General features: G+C 73.2%; 22 protein-coding genes. 12 read left to right on the forward strand and 10 right to left on the reverse strand.

Annotated elements, in window-relative coordinates; translation table 11 throughout:
• Positions 1-621 precede the first annotated feature (621 nt).
• The 5 genes from ACT3TZ_RS10740 to ACT3TZ_RS10760 all read left to right on the forward strand — a co-directional run bounded on the left by ACT3TZ_RS10740 (position 622) and on the right by ACT3TZ_RS10760 (position 6,060).
• On the forward strand, positions 622-1,251 hold the full coding sequence (locus tag ACT3TZ_RS10740; RefSeq protein ID WP_444583413.1) for a mismatch-specific DNA-glycosylase: 630 nt from the start codon (positions 622-624) through the stop codon (positions 1,249-1,251).
• A gap of 116 nt (positions 1,252-1,367) precedes the next feature.
• Positions 1,368-2,525, forward strand: coding sequence for an FAD-dependent oxidoreductase (locus ACT3TZ_RS10745; protein ID WP_444583414.1), 1,158 nt, complete (start codon positions 1,368-1,370; stop codon positions 2,523-2,525).
• Between the two features lie 98 nt (positions 2,526-2,623).
• Positions 2,624-3,748 (forward strand): N-methyl-L-tryptophan oxidase, encoded by a 1,125-nt coding sequence (gene solA, locus ACT3TZ_RS10750; RefSeq protein WP_444583415.1) that lies wholly within the window; start codon positions 2,624-2,626, stop codon positions 3,746-3,748.
• Positions 3,745-4,680: a LysR family transcriptional regulator gene (locus tag ACT3TZ_RS10755; protein WP_444583416.1), complete on the forward strand. Its 936-nt coding sequence runs from the start codon at positions 3,745-3,747 to the stop codon at positions 4,678-4,680. Before solA ends, ACT3TZ_RS10755 begins: the two co-directional genes overlap by 4 nt.
• 3 nt (positions 4,681-4,683) lie before the next feature.
• Complete coding sequence (locus tag ACT3TZ_RS10760; RefSeq protein WP_444583417.1) at positions 4,684-6,060, forward strand: sodium/glutamate symporter; 1,377 nt, start codon at positions 4,684-4,686, stop codon at positions 6,058-6,060.
• A gap of 32 nt (positions 6,061-6,092) precedes the next feature.
• Here the strand turns inward: ACT3TZ_RS10760 and ACT3TZ_RS10765 are convergent, their stop codons facing one another.
• Both ACT3TZ_RS10765 and ACT3TZ_RS10770 read right to left on the reverse strand, forming a co-directional pair.
• Positions 6,093-6,824, reverse strand: coding sequence for a pyroglutamyl-peptidase I family protein (locus ACT3TZ_RS10765; protein WP_444583418.1), 732 nt, complete (start codon positions 6,822-6,824; stop codon positions 6,093-6,095).
• Positions 6,817-7,206 (reverse strand): nuclear transport factor 2 family protein, encoded by a 390-nt coding sequence (locus ACT3TZ_RS10770; RefSeq protein ID WP_444583419.1) that lies wholly within the window; start codon positions 7,204-7,206, stop codon positions 6,817-6,819. Before ACT3TZ_RS10770 ends, ACT3TZ_RS10765 begins: the two co-directional genes overlap by 8 nt.
• A gap of 71 nt (positions 7,207-7,277) precedes the next feature.
• Here ACT3TZ_RS10770 and ACT3TZ_RS10775 point away from each other — a divergent pair, with 71 nt between their 5' ends.
• Complete coding sequence (locus ACT3TZ_RS10775) at positions 7,278-7,928, forward strand: GNAT family N-acetyltransferase (RefSeq protein ID WP_444583420.1); 651 nt, start codon at positions 7,278-7,280, stop codon at positions 7,926-7,928.
• A 275-nt stretch (positions 7,929-8,203) separates the two neighbouring features.
• A complete protein-coding gene (locus tag ACT3TZ_RS10780; protein WP_444583435.1) occupies positions 8,204-9,256 on the forward strand; it encodes a flavin-containing monooxygenase in 1,053 nt (350 codons plus the stop codon).
• Between the two features lie 123 nt (positions 9,257-9,379).
• On the opposite strand, the gene ACT3TZ_RS10785 is transcribed toward ACT3TZ_RS10780, so the two are convergent.
• Both ACT3TZ_RS10785 and ACT3TZ_RS10790 read right to left on the reverse strand, forming a co-directional pair.
• On the reverse strand, positions 9,380-9,940 hold the full coding sequence (locus tag ACT3TZ_RS10785) for a TetR/AcrR family transcriptional regulator (protein WP_444583421.1): 561 nt from the start codon (positions 9,938-9,940) through the stop codon (positions 9,380-9,382).
• Positions 9,937-10,596 carry a hypothetical protein gene (locus tag ACT3TZ_RS10790; protein WP_444583422.1) on the reverse strand — a complete coding sequence of 220 codons (660 nt, stop codon included), beginning with the start codon at positions 10,594-10,596 and terminating at the stop codon, positions 9,937-9,939. Before ACT3TZ_RS10790 ends, ACT3TZ_RS10785 begins: the two co-directional genes overlap by 4 nt.
• Between ACT3TZ_RS10790 and ACT3TZ_RS10795 the strand changes: the two genes are divergently transcribed.
• Entirely contained in the window at positions 10,595-11,098 is a 504-nt protein-coding gene (locus ACT3TZ_RS10795) for a hypothetical protein (RefSeq protein ID WP_444583423.1), read from the forward strand. The genes ACT3TZ_RS10790 and ACT3TZ_RS10795 overlap by 2 nt on opposite strands.
• 353 nt (positions 11,099-11,451) lie before the next feature.
• Positions 11,452-12,099 carry a hypothetical protein gene (locus ACT3TZ_RS10800; RefSeq protein ID WP_444583424.1) on the forward strand — a complete coding sequence of 216 codons (648 nt, stop codon included), beginning with the start codon at positions 11,452-11,454 and terminating at the stop codon, positions 12,097-12,099.
• 150 nt (positions 12,100-12,249) lie between these two features.
• On the opposite strand, the gene ACT3TZ_RS10805 is transcribed toward ACT3TZ_RS10800, so the two are convergent.
• Together ACT3TZ_RS10805 and ACT3TZ_RS10810 are read right to left on the reverse strand one after the other, a co-directional pair.
• Positions 12,250-12,579 (reverse strand): nuclear transport factor 2 family protein, encoded by a 330-nt coding sequence (locus ACT3TZ_RS10805; protein WP_444583425.1) that lies wholly within the window; start codon positions 12,577-12,579, stop codon positions 12,250-12,252.
• A 13-nt stretch (positions 12,580-12,592) separates the two neighbouring features.
• Positions 12,593-13,348 carry an SDR family oxidoreductase gene (locus ACT3TZ_RS10810; protein ID WP_444583426.1) on the reverse strand — a complete coding sequence of 252 codons (756 nt, stop codon included), beginning with the start codon at positions 13,346-13,348 and terminating at the stop codon, positions 12,593-12,595.
• A gap of 64 nt (positions 13,349-13,412) precedes the next feature.
• Between ACT3TZ_RS10810 and ACT3TZ_RS10815 the strand changes: the two genes are divergently transcribed.
• Entirely contained in the window at positions 13,413-14,159 is a 747-nt protein-coding gene (locus tag ACT3TZ_RS10815) for a TetR/AcrR family transcriptional regulator (protein ID WP_444583427.1), read from the forward strand.
• A 319-nt stretch (positions 14,160-14,478) separates the two neighbouring features.
• On the opposite strand, the gene ACT3TZ_RS10820 is transcribed toward ACT3TZ_RS10815, so the two are convergent.
• Positions 14,479-14,865, reverse strand: a complete 387-nt coding sequence (locus tag ACT3TZ_RS10820) for a MarR family winged helix-turn-helix transcriptional regulator (protein ID WP_444583428.1) — start codon at positions 14,863-14,865, stop codon at positions 14,479-14,481.
• 767 nt (positions 14,866-15,632) lie between these two features.
• On the opposite strand from ACT3TZ_RS10820, the gene ACT3TZ_RS10825 reads away from it, so the two are divergent.
• Together ACT3TZ_RS10825 and ACT3TZ_RS10830 are read left to right on the forward strand one after the other, a co-directional pair.
• Entirely contained in the window at positions 15,633-16,181 is a 549-nt protein-coding gene (locus ACT3TZ_RS10825; protein WP_444583436.1) for a zinc-binding dehydrogenase, read from the forward strand.
• Positions 16,182-16,295: 114 nt separating this feature from the next.
• Positions 16,296-16,589 (forward strand): DUF2316 family protein, encoded by a 294-nt coding sequence (locus ACT3TZ_RS10830; RefSeq protein ID WP_444583429.1) that lies wholly within the window; start codon positions 16,296-16,298, stop codon positions 16,587-16,589.
• A 13-nt stretch (positions 16,590-16,602) separates the two neighbouring features.
• Here the strand turns inward: ACT3TZ_RS10830 and ACT3TZ_RS10835 are convergent, their stop codons facing one another.
• From ACT3TZ_RS10835 to ACT3TZ_RS10845, 3 genes are all read right to left on the reverse strand, one after another.
• Positions 16,603-17,796, reverse strand: a complete 1,194-nt coding sequence (locus ACT3TZ_RS10835; protein WP_444583430.1) for an LLM class flavin-dependent oxidoreductase — start codon at positions 17,794-17,796, stop codon at positions 16,603-16,605.
• Positions 17,797-17,852: 56 nt separating this feature from the next.
• A complete protein-coding gene (locus tag ACT3TZ_RS10840) occupies positions 17,853-18,512 on the reverse strand; it encodes a methionine ABC transporter permease (protein WP_444583431.1) in 660 nt (219 codons plus the stop codon).
• Positions 18,509-19,595: methionine ABC transporter ATP-binding protein (locus tag ACT3TZ_RS10845; protein ID WP_444583432.1), on the reverse strand; the 1,087-nt coding region annotated here is incomplete at its 5' end. The genes ACT3TZ_RS10845 and ACT3TZ_RS10840, both read right to left, overlap by 4 nt.

A 19,595-nucleotide genomic window follows, 5' to 3' on the forward strand; every position in this document is an offset into this window, starting at 1 on the left:
GGGCCGATGGGGACGCCCGGGCCCGAGCTGTGGAAAACCCCGCCCTCGATGGGGACCCACGCCAGCGTGACGGGGCCGACGGCGCCGCTGGGGCAGTGCCGGCGGCGCGGAGCGCTCCGTCCCGGGGCTCGACGTGACCTGCGCCCGCGGCCCGGCCCACGCCCCGTCCCGACTCGGGACGTGATACCGCGTCATAATGCCCACCTGCGATTTCACCGTCGGACACGAGAGCCGTGAGCGCGCAAGGCGAGATGTGCGGGAGCGTCGGCGTGTCGTCCCCATCGGCGTGGTGCGCGCGGACGGGCCGACGCCCGCACCTGCGGAATCACATGTCTGTCATTCGTCCCCAGTGGTGGAAAACCTTGTGGAACACCAGTGTGAGGGAGTCGCGTCGAGCCCCGTGAGCGACCCGGGATCGGCACCCGGAGCGTTGCGGATGCACACGGCACGGGTGGGTCGGACGCCACCGGGATCCACGACGCAGGCCCCTCGTGCGCGGCATCGACGCCCACGACGCAGGCCTCGCTCGGACACCACCGACGCTCGCGGCGTCGGCCTCGCGTGGGCACCACCGATGCCCACGGCGCAGGCCCGTCTCCGGCGCCGTGCCACACTGCGGGCGTGACCCCCAGACCCACCCCCGCCGACCTCGCCGCGGCGCGCGACCGGACCGTCGAGGACCTGCTCCCCGATCCGCTGCGGCTGCTGGTCGTGGGCATCAACCCCGGCCTGTGGACCGGTGCCACCGGCGCCCACTTCGCCCACCCCGGCAACCGCTTCTACCCGGCGCTGGCCGCCGCGGGCATCACGCCCACCCGTATCGATCCCTCGGCCGGCTACGCGCCCGGGGACCTCGAGACCCTGCGCCGGATCGGCCTGGGGATCACGAACCTCGCGCGGCGCACGACTGCCCGCGCCGATGAGCTGAGCCGCGAGGAGCTGCGCGAGGGCGCCGGTCGCCTCGTGGGCACCGTGCTGGAGCACCGCCCCGCGGCGGTCGCGGTCGCCGGGGTCACCGCCTACCGGACGGCCTTCTCGGCCCGCGCCGCCCGCACCGGCAGGCAGGACGCCTGGCCCGAGGTCGCACGGGGGATCGCCGGCGACCTGGGGGAGCGCGAACGGGCGGCCCTCGAGGCGACCCCGCTGTTCGTCGTGCCCAATCCGAGCGGCCTCAACGCCCACGAGACGGTGGATTCCCTCGCCGTCGCGTATCGTGCAGCGGCCGATGCCGCCGGGATGCGACACTTCTGACCTGGATGTATATGCAGAACCAGCCAAGCGGCAACGTGACCGATATTGGACGTGTGTGACACTGCGTCATCTACTGGGTCCTCATCGCGGCTCGGACGAGCCGGGGAGGAGGAGCAGTGACGCAGGAGTCCTCGACGTACGTCGTGATCGGTGCGGGCCTCGCGGGCGCCGCGACGGCCTGGCGCCTCGCAGCCGAGGGGCACGAGGTCACCGTCCTCGAGCGCGCCGACCCCGCCAATCCCGACGGCAGCTCCCACGGCTCCGCCCGGATCTTCCGCTACGCCTATCCCGACCGCCTCTACGCCGAGCTGGTCGTCCGGGCCCGCCCGCTCTGGGAGCAGATCGAGCGCGAGACCGGGACCGCCCTGCTCAGCACCACCGGGGCCCTCGACACCGGTGCCCAGCGCGGGACCCGTCTGCTGGCCGACGTGCTCACGGCGGTCGGGGTCGAGCACGAGCTGCTGAGCGCACGCGAGGCCGCCGCCCGCTTCCCGATGATGACCTTCGACTCCGAGGCGCTGTGGCACCCCCAGGCGGGCGTGCTCGACGCCGAGAACGGCGTCCGCGCGATGCTCGACCTGGCCCGCCGCCACGGCGCCCGCCTCGAGACCGACTGGGAGCTGGCCGATGCCTCCCGCACGGCCGCGGGCTTCACCCTCACCTCGACCACCGGGGCCCGCGTCGATGCGGGCCACCTCATCGTGTGCGCCGGAGGCTGGCTGCCCGACCTCGTCGACGTGCTGCCGCTGTCGGCCCGGGCTCGCGTGTCCATGCCCGAGCTCACGGTGCGCCAGGAGCAGGTCTTCCACTTCCCGTACCGGCCCGACGTCGCCCCCGCCGAGGCGTGGCCGACCTTCATCCACAAGTCCCCGGCGATTCAGGCCTACGGTCTGCCCGGCGGGCGCGACGCGGGCTTCGCCGGGCAGAAGGTCGCCGAGTTCAACGGCGGGCACCGCATCGCCTCGGCCCGTGCCCAGGACCATCGGATCGATCCGCGCAGCCGTGAGCGCGTGGCCTCGTTCGTACGCGCGACCCTCCCCGGGGTCGAGCCCGAGCCCTACGCCGAGACGACGTGCCTGTTCACGAGCACCCCCACCGAGGACTTCATCCTCGACACCCAGGACGCGGTCACCGTCGTCTCCCCGTGCTCGGGGCACGGCGCCAAGGTCGCGCCGGTGATCGGCGGGCTCGCCGCGGGACTGGCCACCGGCACCGGCACCGTCCCCGACGCCTTCCGCGTCTTCCCCGCCGTCCTCCGTGGCGCCTTCTGCTGAGCGGACGGCGGAGCGCCCATGACCCCCACCCCCGGATCTGCCGCGGACGGTGCCGACCTGACGTCGCGGCCCATCGACCTGCGATCGGGGCCCCGGTCATGAGCGGACCGGTCGACGTCGTCGTCATCGGCCTCGGGGCCGCCGGAGCCTTCGCGGCCCGTGAGCTCGCCGCGCGCGGCCTGCGCGTCGTGGGACTCGAACGCCACGCCCTGCTGCACGATCGCGGGGCGTACGCGGGGGAGTCGCGGCTGTTCCGCGCCGCCTACCACGAGGGCACGGAGTACCTGCCGATGCTGCTGGACTCCCGGAGGCTCTGGCTCGCGGCGCAGACCGCGGGTCGGCGCGAGCTGTTCGCGGAGACCGGCGCGCTGTCGATCGGAGCCCCCGACGCCCCTTCCATGTGCAACGTCCTGGACTCCCTCGAGGTGGCCGAGGTGCCCCACCTGACGCTCGATCCCGGGCAGCTGAGGATCCGGTACCCCCAGCACGGGGACATCACCGACGAGATCGGCGTGCTCGACCGGCTCGGCGGGACGCTGCGCCCCGAGTCCGCGGTCGCCGAGATCCAACGCCAGGCCCGGATCGCCGGCGCCGAGCTGCGACCCGACCATGAGGTCCTCGCGCTCGACGAGAGCGAACGCGACGTCGCGGTCCACACCTCCGCGGGCGTCCTGCGGGCCTCCCGGGTGATCGTCACCGCCGGCGTCCGGACGGCGGGTCTCGTCCCGACGCTCGCGTCCGTGCTGCGGATCGTCCCGCTCGCGCTGACCTGGTTCGCCCCCGCCGATCCCGCGGACTTCGCCCCGGAGGTGTTCCCCGCCTTCATCCGCGACCGCGGCACCGAGCACGTGTTCGGGGTGCCCTCCCTCGACGGCGCCCTGGTCAAGGCGGGGTGGGCGGCGTCCGACGACCCGATCCCCACCCCGGAGGACCTGCCCGCGCGGCTGGATGTCCGGCGCCTCGCCGAGGTCGCCGCGAGCGTCGTCGCGTTCCTGCCCGCCCTCGCGGCCGGGATCGCCCGGCAGTCCCTGCACATGGACGTCTACACCCCCGACAAGCGGCCCCTGCTGGGCACGGTCTCGCCACGCACCGTCGTGGCCACCGGCTTCTCCGGGCACGGCTTCAAGCTCTCGCCCGCCCTCGGGGTCGCCGCCGCCGCGCTCGCCGCCGACGAGGAGCCCCCGTACGACCTCGCGCCGTTCGCCCCGGGACGCTTCGGATGAGTCCGGACCTGAGCCTGCGCGAGCTGCGCTACTTCGTGACCGTCTACCAGGAGCGCAGCTTCTCGGCGGCCGCGCGCACCCTGTTCATGACGCAGCCGCCGCTCAGCCAGGCGATCGCCTCCCTCGAGCGCTCCCTCGGCGTGACCCTCTTCGAGCGCTCCACCCGCGCCCTGACCCCCACGCCCGCCGCCGACGCCCTGTGGCCCGAGGCCGTCGACCTCCTGCGCCGCGCCGCCGAGGCCCCCGCGCGCCTGCACAGCGCACGCGCCACGGACAGCGGACGCCCCACCGTGCGGATCGGCGCGATCAGCTCGACGTTCACCACGTTCCTCGCGCACTTCCTCCCGGCCCTGGACGCCGTGCACCCCTCGGTCACCGACATGGCCTCCTCCGATGCGATGGCCGCCCTCGCCGCGGGGAGGCTCGACCTCGCGCTGACCCGGGAATCGGCCGGTCACGGACCGGAGGAGCTGCGCCTGGTCGACGAGCGCTTCTTCGTGGCCGTCCCCCACGGCCACCGCCTCGCCGGACGCGCCGGCTGCACCGCCGGGGAGCTGCGCGACGAGCCCGTGATCGCCTTCGACCGATCGATGGCGCCCCTGGCCTTCGACGCGATCGCCGCCTGCTTCCGCCTGGCCGACGTCCCCCTGCGCCCCGCCACCCACATCCGGTCCGAGCAGGCCGCGATCGGCCTGGTCCGCGCCGGGCTCGGCATCTCCGTCGTCCCCGAGATGCTCACGCACTCGACCTGGGACGGCATCGACTTCCTGGAGCTGCGGGACAGCCCGGTGACCGCGCCGCTGTGGGCGAGCGTGGCCCCCGGTGACCCGTACGGCCTGCTGCCGATGGTCCGCAGGGCGTCGGCGACCACCCTGACCGCACTCGGGATCCCGGCGCCCGACGCCGTCGAGCCCCCCGCCCCGAGGGAGTGACGCATGGACTACACGCCATGGACCCTGCTCGTCGACATCGGCCTGATCGGCCTGCTCCTGGCCGTCGGCACCCTCTTGCGGGCCGTCGTCCGGCCCCTGCAGACCCTCATGATCCCCGCTTCCGTGCTCGCGGGGGTGCTGGGCCTGCTGCTGGGACCCCACGTGCTGGACGTGCTGCCGTTCTCGGACCAGCTGGGCACCTACTCCTCGGTGCTCATCGTCGTGGTGTTCACGTGCCTGGCCATGACCGACGACTTCGACCTCCGCAAGATCGGCCGCCCCATCGCCTCCTTCGCCGGGTACGGGGTGCTCATGTACGCCGTGCAGGTGGCCGTGGGCATGGCCCTGGTGCTGCTCGTGCTGCACCCCCTGCTGGGGACCCCCGAGGCCTTCGGGGCGCTGCTGTTCGCCGGCTGGGCGGGCGGCTTCGGCAGCGCCGCGGCGATGGGCCAGGTGTTCGGGGCCGCCGGGCAGAGCGAGATCCAGTCCCTGGCCTTCACCTCGGCGACCGCGGGTCTGCTCGTCGGCGTCGTCGGCGGGATCATCCAGGCCAGGATCGGGGCGATGCGGGGGCACGCGAAGGAGTTCGCGGGGCTGCGGACCATCCCGCGCGAGCTGCGCACCGGGGTGCTCCCGCACGACCAGCACCGGCCGGCCATCGGCACGCACACCTTCTCCGGCGCGAGCGTCGAGTCCCTCGGCTTCCAGACCGGGCTCGTCGCCGCGATCGCGGCCGGCGCCTACGGGATCAGCCAGGCGCTGGCCCTCCTCTGGCCCGGCATCGCCTTCCCCGTGTTCTCGCTCGGGTTCCTCCTGGGGCTGCTCGTGCGCGGCCTGTTCCGCTCCGCCCGGGCCACCCGGTTCGTGGACCCGGAGTCGCTGCGATCCGTCTCGGGGACCGCGACCGACCTGCTGGTGGTCTGCGGGATCGCCTCGATCGTGCCGACGCTGGTCAGCGGGTACCTGCTCGAGCTCGCGATCCTCTTCGCCGTGGGCCTGGTCGTGTGCCTGGTGCTGGGCCTGGTCGTCGCGCCGCGCAGCATGGAGGGCGCCTGGTTCGAGAAGCAGCTGTTCACGTGGGGCTGGGCCACCGGCGCGGTGTCCACGGGGATCGCCCTGCTGCGGATCGTGGACCCGCGGATGAAGTCGCGCACCCTCGAGGACTTCGCGATCGCGTACATCCCGGTGCTGCCCGTCGAGATCGCCGCCGTGACGTTCGTGCCCGCGCTCGTGCTCGCCGGGGCGGCGTGGGGAGCGGTCGGGATCTGGGGCGCGATCGCCGTCCTCGCGGCCGGGTTCCTCGTCGTGCTGGCGCGGATCCGCAGGGCCGGGGACGGCGGGACAGGTGCCGAGGGGTCCGGGGTGCGCGACGGGGTGTGAGGTCGTGTCGACGGCCGGGTCGTGCTGAGCGGTCAGTGCTCGGCGCCGCCGGTGGCCGCGAGGTCCGTCGTGACCTCGAGCGCCGCGGTGGCCATGGCCGCGATCGCCGTGCCGGCGCTCTCGGCGGTCAGCACCGCGGCCGAGGGGACATGCACGAACCCGCCCCGGGTGCCCCCGAGAGTGGGCGCCGCCGCGAGCGCGTCCATGAGCAGGTAGAACACGTCGTTGCAGACGTAGGTGCCCGCGGTCTGCGACACCTCGGCCGGGATGCCGAGAGCCCGTGCCGCCTCGACCATCGCCTTGATGGGCAGCGAGGAGAAGCGGCCCGCGGGGGCTCCCTCGACGCACGGCACGTCGATCGGGGAGGTGCCGGCGTTGTCGGGGATCCGCGCGTCGCGCACGTTGATCGCGACGCGCTCGACGCCGATCCGGGAACGCCCTCCCGCGAGGCCGCACGCCAGGACGAGCCGCGGGGGATCGGTCTCGATCGCGTCGACGAGCAGGCGGCCCGCGCGCTCGAACTCGACGGGCAGCAGCAGGGTGCGCGCCGTGATCCCGCGCTCGCCGAGGATCCGCGCGGCGGTCTTCGCGGCGTCCCAGGACTCGTTGGCCGCGGCGCCGCCGAAGGGTTCGAAGCCGGAGAGGAGGACGTCGGTGGCGGGGCCACCGGCGCTGGGGCCCTCGGTGGTGGGGGAGGCGGTCGTGGCCTTCCCCCATGTCGAAGGAGTGGCCGTCGGGTTCGGGATGTCCGGGGTCTCAGGCATCGGTCGGCGCCGCCGATCCGGTGCGGACCTGCCAGCGGCCGTCCCGCAGCACCCAGCCCCGTGTATACCGCAGCGTCCCGGCGATCGGGACCCCGTGGTCGGTGAGCTCGACGTCCACGACCGAGACCGACTGGGCGGTGCCGCCGCCCGCGCCCTCGACGACGTTGCGCTCGTGCTCCTGGACCTGCGAGAACGCGGTGGTGCCCGTGCGGTGGGCATCGAGGTCGGCACCCTTGGTCAGGACCGTGCCGTCCGGTGTGGTGAACACCAGGTCGTCGGCCAGGAGCAGGTCGAGCGCCTCGACGTCGCCCGCGAGCATCGCGGCGTGCACCGCGCCGAGGGCGTCGTCGACGGAGCGGCCGAGGGCATCACGCGGGGACATGGGGTCAGCGTAGTGATCGGGGCGGGCGCTGGGAATGCGTTCCCCGCACGATGCCGCACTAGGCTGACGCGATGGATCTCGAGGAGCTGTTCGCGCCGTTCACCCTGCGGATCGCGGCAGGCCCCCTGTCCCTGCGGGTGCTCCGTGACGAGGACTTCGGGGAGTACGCGGCGCTGCTGCGTCGGCCGGTCTTCGAGGACGAGGGTGCCGACCACGTCTTCCCCTGGTACGCCGTCGAGCCCGAGGAGCGCGTGCGCAATGCCGTGCAGTTCCAGTGGCGCCAGCGCGCCGGTGTCTCGCCGACCTCGTGGAGCCTGCCCCTGGGGGTGTTCGCCGACGGAGCGCTCGTGGGCACCCAGGACATCGCTGCCGAGGACTTCACGCTGCGCCGCACCGTGACCTCCGGGTCCTGGCTCACGCAGGCCGTCCACGGGCGCGGCTGGGGGCGCCTCATGCGCCAGGCCATGCTCGTGCTGGCCTTCGACCACCTCGGGGCGCTGCGCGCGGAGTCCGAGGCGGTGCTGGGCAACGAGAGGTCGCTCGGCGTCTCGCGGACCAGCGGCTACGTCCTCAACGGCACCCGCGTGCTGCTCGAGGACGAACGGATCAAGACCCTCCAGAAGGTGCTCGTGACCCCGGAGACCTTCCGACGACCCGAGGTGGAGGTCGAGGTCAGCGGGCTCACGCCCGCGCTGCGGGCGCTGCTCGGGGCCGATGGCTGATGACTGAGGGTGATGGGCTGGGGTCTGGGTCTGGGTCTGGGTCCGAGGATGCGGGGCCGGGGCCGGGGCGGGGTGTGGACGTGAGGGTCGATGCGCGGCGAGTCGGCGACGACGACCCGGGAGGTGGACATCGCATCGCGGCCGGCGACGACGACCTGGGCGATGAACGTGGCATCGGGGCCGGCGACGACGAACAGGGCGGTCGACGTGGCATCGACGCGAGCGAGGACGCCCCGGGCCGTCGACATGTCTCCGAGGCCCGAGAGCATCGGTCGATCCACGACGCCATCGTCATCGGCGCAGGCCAGGCGGGTCTCGCGGCCTCCGCGCACCTCGCCCGCCGCGGCATCGAGCACCTGGTCCTCGACGCCGACGACGCCCCGGGCGGTGCCTGGCGCCACCGCTGGGACGACCTCACCATGCGCGACGTCCACGGCGTGGCCGACCTCCCCGGCGAGCGCGCCCCCGCCCGCAGCGACGAGCGCGCCAATCAGGCCGTGCCCGCCTACTTCGCCGACTACGAGCGGCGCCGCGCCGTCCCCGTGCTGCGGCCCGTGCCGGTCGACCGCGTCGAGTCCGAGGGGGAGCTGCTGGTCGTGCGCTCGGGCGAGCGCGCCTGGCACACCCGCACGCTGGTCAACGCCACCGGGACCTGGAGCCACCCCTTCATCCCCACGGTGCCGGGTGCCGCGGATTTCCGCGGCGAGCAGTTCCACACGGCGACCTTCCCGGGCCTCGAGCACCTGCGGGGGCGGCGCGCGCTGGTGGTCGGCGGCGGGGCATCGGCCGTGCAGTTCCTGGGCATGCTCGCCCCCGTCACCGACACCCTGTGGGTCACCCGTCGACCGCCGGTGTGGATGAACGGCGGCGAGTTCGACGGCCTGAGGGCGGTCACCGAGGTCGAGGAGCGCGTCGTCGCCGGTCTCGCACCGCGCAGCGTCGTCTCCGTGACCGGCCTGGCGCTGCGCCCGCAGGAGCAGGCTGCGGCGCGGACCGGGATCTACGAGCGGCGGCTGCCGATGTTCTCGCGGATCGAGGCCGAGGGGGTGCGGTGGGACAGCGGCCGGTTCGAGGCCGTCGACGTGATCCTCTGGGCCACGGGCTTCCGGCCCGCCCTGCGCCACCTCGCCCCGCTGCACCTGCGGGCGCCCGGCGGCGGCATCGCCCTGCGGCGCATCGACGGCAACGTCCAGGGTGCGACGACCGCGGTGGCCGATCACCGCGTGCAGCTGGTGGGGTACGGCCCGTCGGCGAGCACGATCGGCGCCGGGCACGCGGCGCGGCAGGCTGCGCTGGCCGTGGAGCGGGTGGTGGCGCGGGGGCGGTGAGGGCGGGGCAGGTGCGCGGGCGTGGTTCGGGGGGCTTCGGGCCGGGTGGCGGGACGTCCTCGTTCAGCAGTCCCGTATATGGGCCGTGCTGAACGAGGACGTCCCGTCACCGACCGATATCGCTCAGGGCCGCAGCCCCCGGAGGTAGATCCCCACCATCCAGCCGACCTGATCCGGGATGACCGCGGCCATCGGGGTCGGGGACGGGCGCGTGATGAGGGCCAGGCCGGCGAAGAAGCGCTCGACGGTGACGGCTGGGTCCACCAGGCCCGCGGCACGGGCGTGCCCCAGCGCCGCCCCGAGGGCCGCGACGGCCTCGTCGCGGATCGGCTCGACCCGCTCGCGCAGCGAGGGCGACGCCTGCACGCGCGGCGCCAGACCGTAGGCGAGAGCGCCCGGTCGCAGGTCCGCAAGGTCGCGCACCAGGGACGTCCAAGCGCGGTCCGGATCGAGCTCCCACACATCGTCCTGCGCCTGAGCGATAGCCGTGACCTGGGTGAACGCCTCGTCGAGCAGTCCGACCAGGAGGTCCTGGGGGGTCGCGAAATGGCGGTACAGCGTCGCGATCCCCACGCCCGCGGCCTGCGCCACGGCCCGCATCGGCACCTCGTCGCCCCGCTCGGCGAACAGCGCCCAGGCCGCCCCGATGATGGCGCGACGGTTGGCCGCCGCATCGGCTCTCACGTGATGCCCCCCACGGTCTGATCGGTCGTCCACGTCTTGTCCGAGCATATATGGAACGTTACGATCCGTTTGTAAGTGGAACGAGATGCTCCGTTCAGTGCGGGCGTTCGAGACGAGGAGTCCCCATGACCACCACCGCAGACGTCGAGGTGCTCGACGACCAGCACCAGCCCGAGGCGCCGAGGACGGAACGGCCCGCGGCGCTCAAGCTCGTGACGGTCGTGCTCGGCCTGGCCGCCGCCGTGTCGCTGATGGTCCTGGCCTTCCTCGCGCCCGCGATCAACTCCGGGCCGAAAGACCTGCCGCTGGCGATCAGCGGTCCCGCCCAGGCCACGGACCAGATCAGGGCGAGCGTCGAGAAGGCCGAGCCCGGCGCGTTCGCGACCACCGGCTACGACGACCTCGCCGCCGTCGAGACCGCCGTGCACGACCGCGAGGCCGTGGGCGGCATCAGCGTCGGTGCCGACGGCGCCATCACGATCGTCACCGCGGGCGGGGCGGGCACCCCGTACTCCGCGATGCTCACGCAGCTCGGCGCCGGCCTCCAACAGAGCGGAGCGCAGGTGACGGTCCGGGACATCGCCCCCCCTGACCCAGGACGACCCGAACGGCACCGGCCTCAGCGCCCTCGCCATGCCGCTCGCCTTCGGCGGCATGATCTCGGCCGTCCTGCTCTCGCGCACCTTCAGGCATCGCCCCGTGATGCGCGTGATCGGATCGGCGGTCGCGTCGATCGTCGTCGGCTTCGCCGTCGTCGCGATCCTCCAGTTCGGCTTCGGGTCCGTGGACGGCGATTACGTGACGACGGCGCTGGCGCTGTCGCTGGGCACCGCCGCGATCTCCCTGTTCGTCCTCGGGATGGAATCGCTGCTCGGCTTCGCGGGCCTCGGGATCGGCGGGGTCCTCATGATGTTCGTCGGCAACCCGCTGTCGGGCATGGCCACCGGGTGGCAGTGGTTGCCCGCACCGTGGGGCTTCATCGGCCAGCTCCTGCCGATCGGCTCTGCCGGCACCCTGATCCGCTCGACCGCGTTCTTCGACGGGCACGGCGCAGGGATGCCGATCCTGGTGCTGAGCTGCTGGATCGTCCTGGGCATCGCGCTCGCGGCCTTCGCCGCGATGCGGCGCCGGGGGAAGCACGCGACGGTCGTCGCCTGAGCCTCGGGTGGCGAGTCGGGTGGGTGTGGCGGGTCGGTCGATCGGGCCGAACGGTCGCGTCGGGCCGGTCGGACACTTCGGGTCGGTCGCGTCGCGCCGTGGGGCCACCTCGGGTCGATCGGGCGGGCCGACCGTGCGCGCCGGGCCGCGTCGCTCGGCAGTGACGAGACGTCCTCGTTCAGCTGGGCCCATATACGGGCTTGCTGAGTGAGGACGTCCCGTCGTCCGGGCGCGGGGCCCGTCGCGGCGACGGCAAGGCACGATGCCGCGCCCGCGTGGAGGTCCGGTGGCGGTCCTGGGGCGAGGTGGCGATCCCGACGTGTCCGGGGAGGTGCCCGGGCTACGTTCCCGGGGTGACCCCATCACCCTCCTCGTCGTCCCTCGTCCCACGCGCGCTGGTCGTCGTGGCCATCGCGATCGCCCTCGGCGCCGCCTCGTTCCTGGTCAACGTCACCACCGCGGCCCAGTCGTCCGGCCAGGCCGATGCGCTCCTGGCCGCACGGCTGACCGCGTCGCGGCTGCTGAACGCCGGGACGGTGTGGGCCGGCCTGCCCGTGCTCGCGGGATTCCTGGTCCGGCGTTCCCTCGTCGCAGCCGTCGCCGGGGTGGTGGCCCCGCTGCTCGCGCTCGCCGTGCACTACGCGCTGGCCGCGACCACCGGGTGGGTGCCGGGACTGTCCTGGACCCAGAACACGGAGTGGTTCGCGGCCGCGCTCCTCGGCGGTGCGCCGCTCGGGCTCGTGGGGGCGCTGGCTCATCGGCGCGACGTGGTGGGGGCGGTCGCGGCCCTGGTCGTCCCGGCAGGCGCGGTGCTCGAGCCGTTGGTGCGGGGCAGCTTCACGGTGCCCGCTGTGCTGCCGTGGACCAGCAGGCTCGCCTCCGGGGTGAGCGGGGCGGTGCTGCTGATGGGTGGGCTCATCGGCGTCGCGGCGGTCATCGGAACGCGATTGCCGCCGCGTCGCGGGGTGAGGGCAGGCATCGATCCGGGATGGTCTAGCTGACCGTGCGTCGACGTGCCATGGATGCCGGATCGATGGCCCCGCCTTCTCCAAGGTCGATGCGAAGACCCCCACGCCTCCGCAGCATCCCGGAGGAGTCGGGGTCCCCGTGCCGCGCGCGGCCCGAGCGTGCCACCGGCATTCCCGGCACGCTCACCCCTCCCGGATGGTCATCCGTGCGATCCGGTCCCCGTCGACCTCGAAATCGAAGCGGGAGCGGCCGTTGGCGTGCTGCGAGCGCCAGTCGCCCACGACGGTGACGGTGCCGCCGTCGGTCGAGACCTCGTCGACCGTGAGCGTGCCGCGGGCGCCGATGAACTCGGTGTCGCTCCACCCCTTGATCGCGTCGCGACCGGTGAAGACGCGGCCCCAGTCGTCGACGGCGCCGTCGGTGCCGAAGGCATCGAGGACGGCCTGCTCGTCGTGACGGCTCACGGCCTCGAGGAACGAGGCCACAGGCTCGGGGATGCTCTGCCGGGTCATGATCGGCTCCTTCTCAGCGGGTGGTGTAGCCGCCGTTGGCGAAGATGGTCTGTCCGGTGATCCACCAGCCGTCGGTGGCGAGGAAGCGGACGATGGGTGCGACGTCCTCGATCTGCGTGAGCTGGTCGCCCATCGCCTGGGACGCGTGGAAGGCGACGCGCTCCGGCGTCTCCTGACCATAGAAGAAGGGTGTGTCCATCGGGCCCGGACCCACGGCGGTCACGGAGATCCCACGCCCGGCGAACTCCTTGGCGGCGGCGCGCGTGAAGTGCTCGACGGGGGCCTTGCCGCCCGCGTACGTCGAGTAGCCGTCGGTGAAGGCGGCCAGCAGCGAGGTGACGATGGTGATGATCTTGCCGCCGTCGGCCAGGTGCTTGCCGGCCTCCTGGATGAAGAAGTACGCAGCCTTGGCGTTGATGTCGAACATCGCGTCGTACTCGTCCTCGGTGGTCTCCGCGATGGGCTTGCGCAGCACCTTGCCCGCGGTGTTCACGGCGACGTCGAGGGTGCCGAGCGCGGACTCGGCGTCGGCGAACAGCCGGGTGACGTTCGCGGGGACGGTGAGGTCCCCCTGCAGGATCACGCCCCGGGTGCCGGCGGACTCGACGGCCGCGAGGGTCTCCTCGGCCTCGGGGCGTGAGGACGCGGAGTTGTAGTGGATCCCGACGTTCGCGCCGGCCTCGGCGGCCTGGCGGGCGATGAGACCGCCCAGGTTCTTCGCGCCCCCGGCGATCAGGACGTTCTTGCCCGTGAGGGTGTGCTCGCTCATGGATGCTCCTCTATGTCGACGATATGTAACGCCATAGCGACGATACGCCGAGTACTGTAGCAGGGTGACAGAGACCCCGGGAACCGATACGAGGCAGCGCCTGCTCTCGGCCGCCGCCGATCTCATCGCCGCGAGCCCCGGCGAGGACTTCTCCCTGCGCGCCGTGTGCTCCGCGGTGGGCGTCAAGATGCCGACGCTCTATCACTTCTTCGGCTCCAAGCAGGGTCTGATCGACGCCGTGGTCGAGCGCGGCTTCGAGCTCTACGTGGGGGAGAAGGCGTCCCACGGGTCCAGCGGCGACCCGATCCAGGACCTGCGTCGCGGGTGGGACGCGCACGTCGCGTTCGGGCTGGCCAACCCGGGCTTCTACACGCTCATGTACGGGACCGTGCAGCCTGGGCACGTGCCCGCCGCGCAGGAGGGTCCCAGCGCGATGCTCCGTGAGCTGACCGACGAGGCGCAGAGCCAGGGACGCCTGGTGGTCCCCTCCGCGCAGGCGGCGGCGCACGTGCTCTCGACCAACATCGGCGTGACCCTGCGCCAGATCATCCTGGGGGTCGAGGACCGGGCGCTCTCGGATGCGGTGCGCGAGGGGGTGCTGGCCGCGATCACGGGGACCGGGCCCTCGTCGGATGGAGTGCGTGCCGGCGAAGCAGGGCGCGATGCCGGGGAGCGCGGCGGCGTGAACGGCGCGGACGTCGCGGCCATCCACCGCACGCTCGAGCGCGCGGCGGCGCACCCGGGGGTGCTGGGGGTCGCGGAGACGGCGCTGCTCACGCAGTGGCTGCGCAGGCTCGCGGGTCTCGTGTGAGGGATGGCCGGGTTGGCATGGCACGGGTGCCGCCGGTGGTGCCGGGTGATAGGCGGGCCGGGTCGGAGTGGCGGGACGTCCTCACTCAGATAGGGCGTGTACGGGCCCGACCTGAGTGAGGACGTCCTCCCGAGTGAGGACGTCCCGCCGCCTCGGCTGGTTGCCCGCACATTCCGCGTGCGGCCCGCCGGCCGCATGCGGTGCCTGCCCCGCCGCCCCGCCGCACCCCGCGCCACCTCTCTCTCCGGTGAGTGCCACGACGTCTCCTCGACCTGCGGACCTGCCCGGTGGCCTGGTCCGTAACGCACCTCCGGCCTCGTCACCTCTGGATGGTCGCCACGATCCGTTCCAGCATCCCGGTGAGGTTCCCGCCATCATCCGGACCCAGCGAGGCCAGGAACGGGGCCAGCTCCTCGTCGACCTGGTGGGCGAGCATGGCCGCGAAGCGCTGCCCCTCGGCGGTGAGCGTCACGGTGAAGCCCCGTCGGTCCTCGGGCGCGGGCTCCCGGACGACGAGGTCGCGGCGCTCGGCGCGGGCGATGAGCCCGGACACGCTCGAACGGTCGGTGCCGAGCATCGCGGCGAGCTCGGCCATCCGCAGCCGGCGGTCGGTGAGGATCCCGAGCATCCGCACCTGGGTCAGGGACATGTCCTGGGCGGCGGCGATCCGGCCGATCCTGCCGATGACCTCGAACGACAGGGTCACGATCGCGTCGCGGAGTGCGGGGGAGTCGGAGCTGGTCGAGGGCGAGACGGATCCGTGGTCCGTGCGAGGAGCCGCCTGGACACGTGGCTTCCGTGCGCCGACGTCACCGCCGCGGTCTGTTCGGATGCCGGGACCGTGCTCGCCCTCAGGGACCTCCGTCCCGTTCTCGCCGCCCCCGCCGCGCACGTCCTCGGGAGCTCCAGATCTGCGTGCGGCGCCCGCTTCGCGAGCCCCCTCCGCCCCGTTGGCGCCCGGAATCGTTGACATAGTTGGTGACCCCCACTAGTTTGGTTCGTGGCACCAACTATATCGGAGTCGGCCACCGCTGCCGGCCACCGCTCGACCACCAGGAGTCGCCATGCACGCCGCCGTCGTCACGTCCTTCGGAGAAGCTCCCCGCTGCCAGGAGTTCCCCGACCCCCGGCCCGCCCCCGAGCAGATCGTCGTCGACGTCCTCGCCTCCGCGATCCATCCCCGGGTCCGCTCGCAGGCGGCCGGTTCGCACTACACGAGCAGCGACGAGCTGCCGCTCATCCCCGGGGTCGACGGCGTGGGCCGCGACGCCGAGGGGAACCTGCGCTACTTCGTCCTGCACGACACGACCCGCGGCGCCATGGCCGAGCGCGTCGCCATCGACCCGCGGCGCAGCATCGTGCTGCCCGAGACCGCGGATCCAGCACTGATCGCCGCCGCGATGAACCCCGCCATGTCGTCCTGGGTGGCGCTGCGCCGCCGCGCGGGCATCGCCCCCGGGGGCCCGCGTGCTGATGCTCGGGGCCACCGGCAGCGCCGGACGCCTGGCCGTGCAGATCGCCCGCCACCTCGACGCCTCCTTCGTCGCCGGCGCCGGGCGCGACCCCGGCCGCCTGGCCCAGCTGCCGGAGCTCGGCGCCGACCTCGTCATCGACCTCGCCGCGACCGACGGGTCCCCTGCCCGACTGCTCGCCGAGGCGGGGTCCGATGCCGACATCGTCCTGGACTACCTCTGGGGCGAGCCCACCGCGGCGGCGCTGCGCGCGATCATCCCGGCACGCACCGACGACGACCGCCTTCTGACGTGGGTCGAGATCGGGTCCGTCGCGGGGCCGGAGTCCCCGATCCCGTCGGCGGCGCTGCGCGCGAGCACCCTGCGCATCATCGGCAGCGGCCAGGGCTCCGTGCCGGCCTCCGACATCGTGGCCGAGCTGCCGGGCCTCGTCGAGGAGATCACCGGCGGCGGCTACGACCTGCCGGTGCGCACGGTGCCCTTGTCCAGGGTGGCGACGGCGTGGGCGGACTCCCTGGACTCCCCGGACAGATTCGTGCTGGTGCCGTGACGCGACCCCGTGGCTCTGGCCTCCGCGCGCGTGTCCGATGCGCGCTGTGGCCGGCTGGGCGGTGCGACCATGGAGCGGACGCCTCTGCCGCCCCACCCCCGCACAGGAGCACCCATGTCCCTGAACGACACCCAGCGCGCGACCACCCGCGGCGAGCTCGCCGCCAATCTGCGGATCGCGGGCACCACCCCCGCGGACCTCGCGGCGGCCCTCGACCTCCCGATCCGGGAGGTCCACGCCGCGCTCGACGTGTCCGACGGCGCGGACCCCGCCGTCGTCTGGGCAGTTCGGGACCGTATCGAGCGCCTCGTCGCGGAGCGCGGCGGGACGCCGGAGCCCTACACGCACCTGTCCGAGGGGATGCGGGCCTCGGCGCGGCGGTGGTTCGGCGTCGGCGACGAGCGCTGACGCCCGGCCGGGCTCAGGCCGAGGTGCCGACCTCGGCCCGGCCGTCCGTCGGGGAGAGCCGGCCCGCGGCGATCGCGGCGGCGCGATCCGCGCCCCCGGTCCATCCTGCGGCCTCCCGCCGGGCCACCTCGGCCTTGACCAGCGGGATCACGTTCTCCCCGAACTCGCGGGCATCCTCGACGAGGTCCTCGTAGCCGCGGACCCCGAAGATCTCGAAGCCCAGGTCCACGTAGTCCAGCAGCGCCTTGGCCACGGTCTCGTACGAGCCGACCAGAGCCGTCGAGGACCCGGCGCCCCAGCCCACCTTCGCGGGCGCCGTCCACAGGGCGCGGTCCTGCACGTCCCCGCGCGCGGCCGCGGCCAGCAGCCGCTGGGAGCCGGCGTTCTCCGGGGCCCCCGCCTGGTCCTGCCGTTGCCGCTGGCCGGGGATCTGTCGCTGCTCGGCGCGAGCACGAAGGCCCGACAGGATCCGCTCGGCGCGCTCCCACGCCTCGGCATCGGTGGGGGCGATGATCGGCCTGAAGGCGATCTGCCAGCGCAGCGGGCTCGTGCGTCCCTGCCGGGCGGCCTCGTCGAGGATGTCCTTCTGCTGCCGGCGGGTGTCGGCCAGCGGCTCGCCGAACAGCGTGTAGATGTCGCCGAGGGCGGCGCCGGAACGCCAGGCGGCGGGAGAGGACCCGGCGAAGGAGACGGTGGGGCGCACCTCGCGCAGCGGACGGATCTCCGAGCGGTAGCCCTCGAAGGCGTAGTAGGTGCCCGCGTGGTCGAACGCCTCGTCGTCGGCCCAGGCCCGCAGCAGGATCTGCAGGTACTCGTGGGTGCGGGCGTAGCGCTCGTCCTTGCTGAGGTGGTCGCCCTCGCGGGCCTGCTCGGCCTGGGCGCCGCCGGTGATGAGGTGGACGGTCAGGCGGCCGTCGCTGATGTGGTCGAGGGTCAGGAACTGCTTGGCCGCCACCGTCGGGTACGACGTGTTGGGGCGGTGCGCGAGCCGCAGCCGGATGCTCGAGGTGTGGTCGGCCGCGAAGGTCGCCGCCGTGATCGGGTCCGGGGATTCCGAGCCGTAGGCGAACAGCACGTGCTCGAACCCGGCGTCCTCGTGGGCCCGCACCACCCGGCGCAGGTGCTCGCGGTCGAACACCTCCGTGGTGCGGGGGTGCAGGTCGGTCTGGTCGTTGGGGGCGCCCATGCCGAGGAACTCGACGCTCATGGCGGTGTCCTTTCGTCGGGAGGTGTCCGGGGGGGGGAAAGTGTGCGGACGACGGGTCAGCGGCGCAGGATCCGGCCCGCGAGCCAGTTGCCCAGGAGCTGTCCGGCCTGGACGATCACGATGATGATCGCGACGGTCACCCACGTGGCCTGCGGGTTGAACTGCTGGTAGCCGTAGAGGATGGCGAAGTTGCCCAGGCCGCCGCCGCCGATGTACCCGGCCATCGCGGACATGTCGACCACGGCGATGAACATGAAGGTGTAGCCCAGGATCAGAGGGGCCAGGGCCTCGGGGATCACCACGGTGAACAGCACGCTGATCCGGCGGGCGCCGCTGGCCCGCGCGGCCTCGACCACGCCGGGATCCACGGCCACCAGGTTCTGCTCGACCACGCGACCGATCACCACGGCCGCCATGATCGTGATCGGGACGATCGCCGCCCCGGTGCCCAGCGTCGTCCCGGCGATCGCCCGCGTCACGGGGGCGACGGCTGTCAGGAAGATGATGAACGGGATCGGGCGGACGATGTTGATGATGAAGTTCGCGGTGAAGAAGGTCGGGGCGTTGGCGAAGAGGTTCCCGGGGCGGGTCGCGTACAGCAGCGCACCGATCGCGAGCCCGACCACCCCCGAGATGGACAGGGCGATGGCCACCATGTAGACGGTCTCGCCCACCGACCGCAGCAGCACCGGCGTCAGGGTCTCCCACTGGTTCATGAGGCGTCCTTCTGCAAGGAGATGCGGTCGGGGTCGGCGGGCGCGCTCGGTGCCGCGGCCTTGCGTGCGGTCGGGTCGGGGGATCCGGAGAGGTGCTGAACCTCGGTGCGGGCTCCGATTTCGGCGACGATCTGCGCGAGCGTCTCGGGGTCGGCGTGCACCCGGTAGGTGAGGGTCCCGATCTGGCGCCCCACCACCTCGGTGACGCCGCCGTAGACGACGGCGTGGCGGGCGTGGTGCCGGTGCAGGACGTCGCCGACCTCCTCGCTCGTGAACTCGTTGATCTCGATGCTCAGGAGGTCACCGCCGCCCGCGGCCAGGTCGGTCAGGACCTCGCCGGTGGGCACGCCGTGGGTGACCGCGGAGACGAAACGCTTGGTGAGCTCGGCGCGCGGATGGGCGAAGACCCGGAAGGTGTCGCCGCTGTCGACGACCTTGCCGTCCTCCATCACGACGACCTGGTCGCACAGCTCGTGGACGATCGAGATCTGGTGGGTGATGACGACGATGGTGATGCCGAGGCTGCGGTTGATGTGCCGCAGGAGGGCGAGGACCTCGGCGGTGGTCTGGGGGTCCAGGGCGCTCGTGGCCTCGTCGGCCAGCAGGATCTCCGGATCGGTGGCGATCGCGCGGGCGATCCCGACCCGCTGCTTCTGGCCCCCGGAGAGCCGGCGCGGGTACTGCCCGGCCTTGTCGGTGATCCCGACGAACTCGAGGAGCTCGTCGACCCGGGCCTCGCGCTTCTCCTTGGGCCAGCCGGCGACCTTGAGGGGGTACTCGACGTTGGCGCGGACGGTGCGCGAGGTGAACAGGTTGAACTGCTGGAAGATCATGCCGACGCGGGCACGGAGACCACGCAGTGCGCTCTCCGAGGCGGTGCCGACGCTCAGGCCGAGGACCTCGACGGTCCCGGACGTGGGCAGCTCGAGGCCGTTCAGGAGGCGGACCAGCGTCGACTTGCCGGCACCGGAGTAGCCGATGATGCCGACGATCGAGCCCTTCTCGATGTCGACCGAGACGTCGTCCACGGCGGTCGTGGCAGGGGTGTTGCGGGTTCCGGGGAACGTCTTGACGACGTTTCGC

The organism is Brachybacterium sp. AOP25-B2-12 (assembly GCF_052378625.1).
In the GTDB taxonomy this organism is placed as follows: Bacteria; Actinomycetota; Actinomycetes; order Actinomycetales; family Dermabacteraceae; genus Brachybacterium.

Bases quoted from the DNA above. Each gene is read 5' to 3' on its own strand.
- solA (WP_444583415.1), top strand. From the start codon at position 2,624: ATGAGCGGACCGGTCGACGTCGTCGTCATCGGCCTCGGGGCCGCCGGA.
- ACT3TZ_RS10755 (WP_444583416.1), top strand. From the start codon at position 3,745: ATGAGTCCGGACCTGAGCCTGCGCGAGCTGCGCTACTTCGTGACCGTC.
- ACT3TZ_RS10760 (WP_444583417.1), top strand. From the start codon at position 4,684: ATGGACTACACGCCATGGACCCTGCTCGTCGACATCGGCCTGATCGGC.
- ACT3TZ_RS10765 (WP_444583418.1), bottom strand. From the start codon at position 6,824: ATGCCTGAGACCCCGGACATCCCGAACCCGACGGCCACTCCTTCGACA.
- ACT3TZ_RS10770 (WP_444583419.1), bottom strand. From the start codon at position 7,206: ATGTCCCCGCGTGATGCCCTCGGCCGCTCCGTCGACGACGCCCTCGGC.
- ACT3TZ_RS10775 (WP_444583420.1), top strand. From the start codon at position 7,278: ATGGATCTCGAGGAGCTGTTCGCGCCGTTCACCCTGCGGATCGCGGCA.
- ACT3TZ_RS10795 (WP_444583423.1), top strand. From the start codon at position 10,595: ATGATCTCGGCCGTCCTGCTCTCGCGCACCTTCAGGCATCGCCCCGTG.
- ACT3TZ_RS10790 (WP_444583422.1), bottom strand. From the start codon at position 10,596: ATGCCGCCGAAGGCGAGCGGCATGGCGAGGGCGCTGAGGCCGGTGCCG.
- ACT3TZ_RS10805 (WP_444583425.1), bottom strand. From the start codon at position 12,579: ATGACCCGGCAGAGCATCCCCGAGCCTGTGGCCTCGTTCCTCGAGGCC.
- ACT3TZ_RS10810 (WP_444583426.1), bottom strand. From the start codon at position 13,348: ATGAGCGAGCACACCCTCACGGGCAAGAACGTCCTGATCGCCGGGGGC.
- ACT3TZ_RS10825 (WP_444583436.1), top strand. From the start codon at position 15,633: ATGCTCGGGGCCACCGGCAGCGCCGGACGCCTGGCCGTGCAGATCGCC.
- ACT3TZ_RS10830 (WP_444583429.1), top strand. From the start codon at position 16,296: ATGTCCCTGAACGACACCCAGCGCGCGACCACCCGCGGCGAGCTCGCC.
- ACT3TZ_RS10835 (WP_444583430.1), bottom strand. From the start codon at position 17,796: ATGAGCGTCGAGTTCCTCGGCATGGGCGCCCCCAACGACCAGACCGAC.
- ACT3TZ_RS10840 (WP_444583431.1), bottom strand. From the start codon at position 18,512: ATGAACCAGTGGGAGACCCTGACGCCGGTGCTGCTGCGGTCGGTGGGC.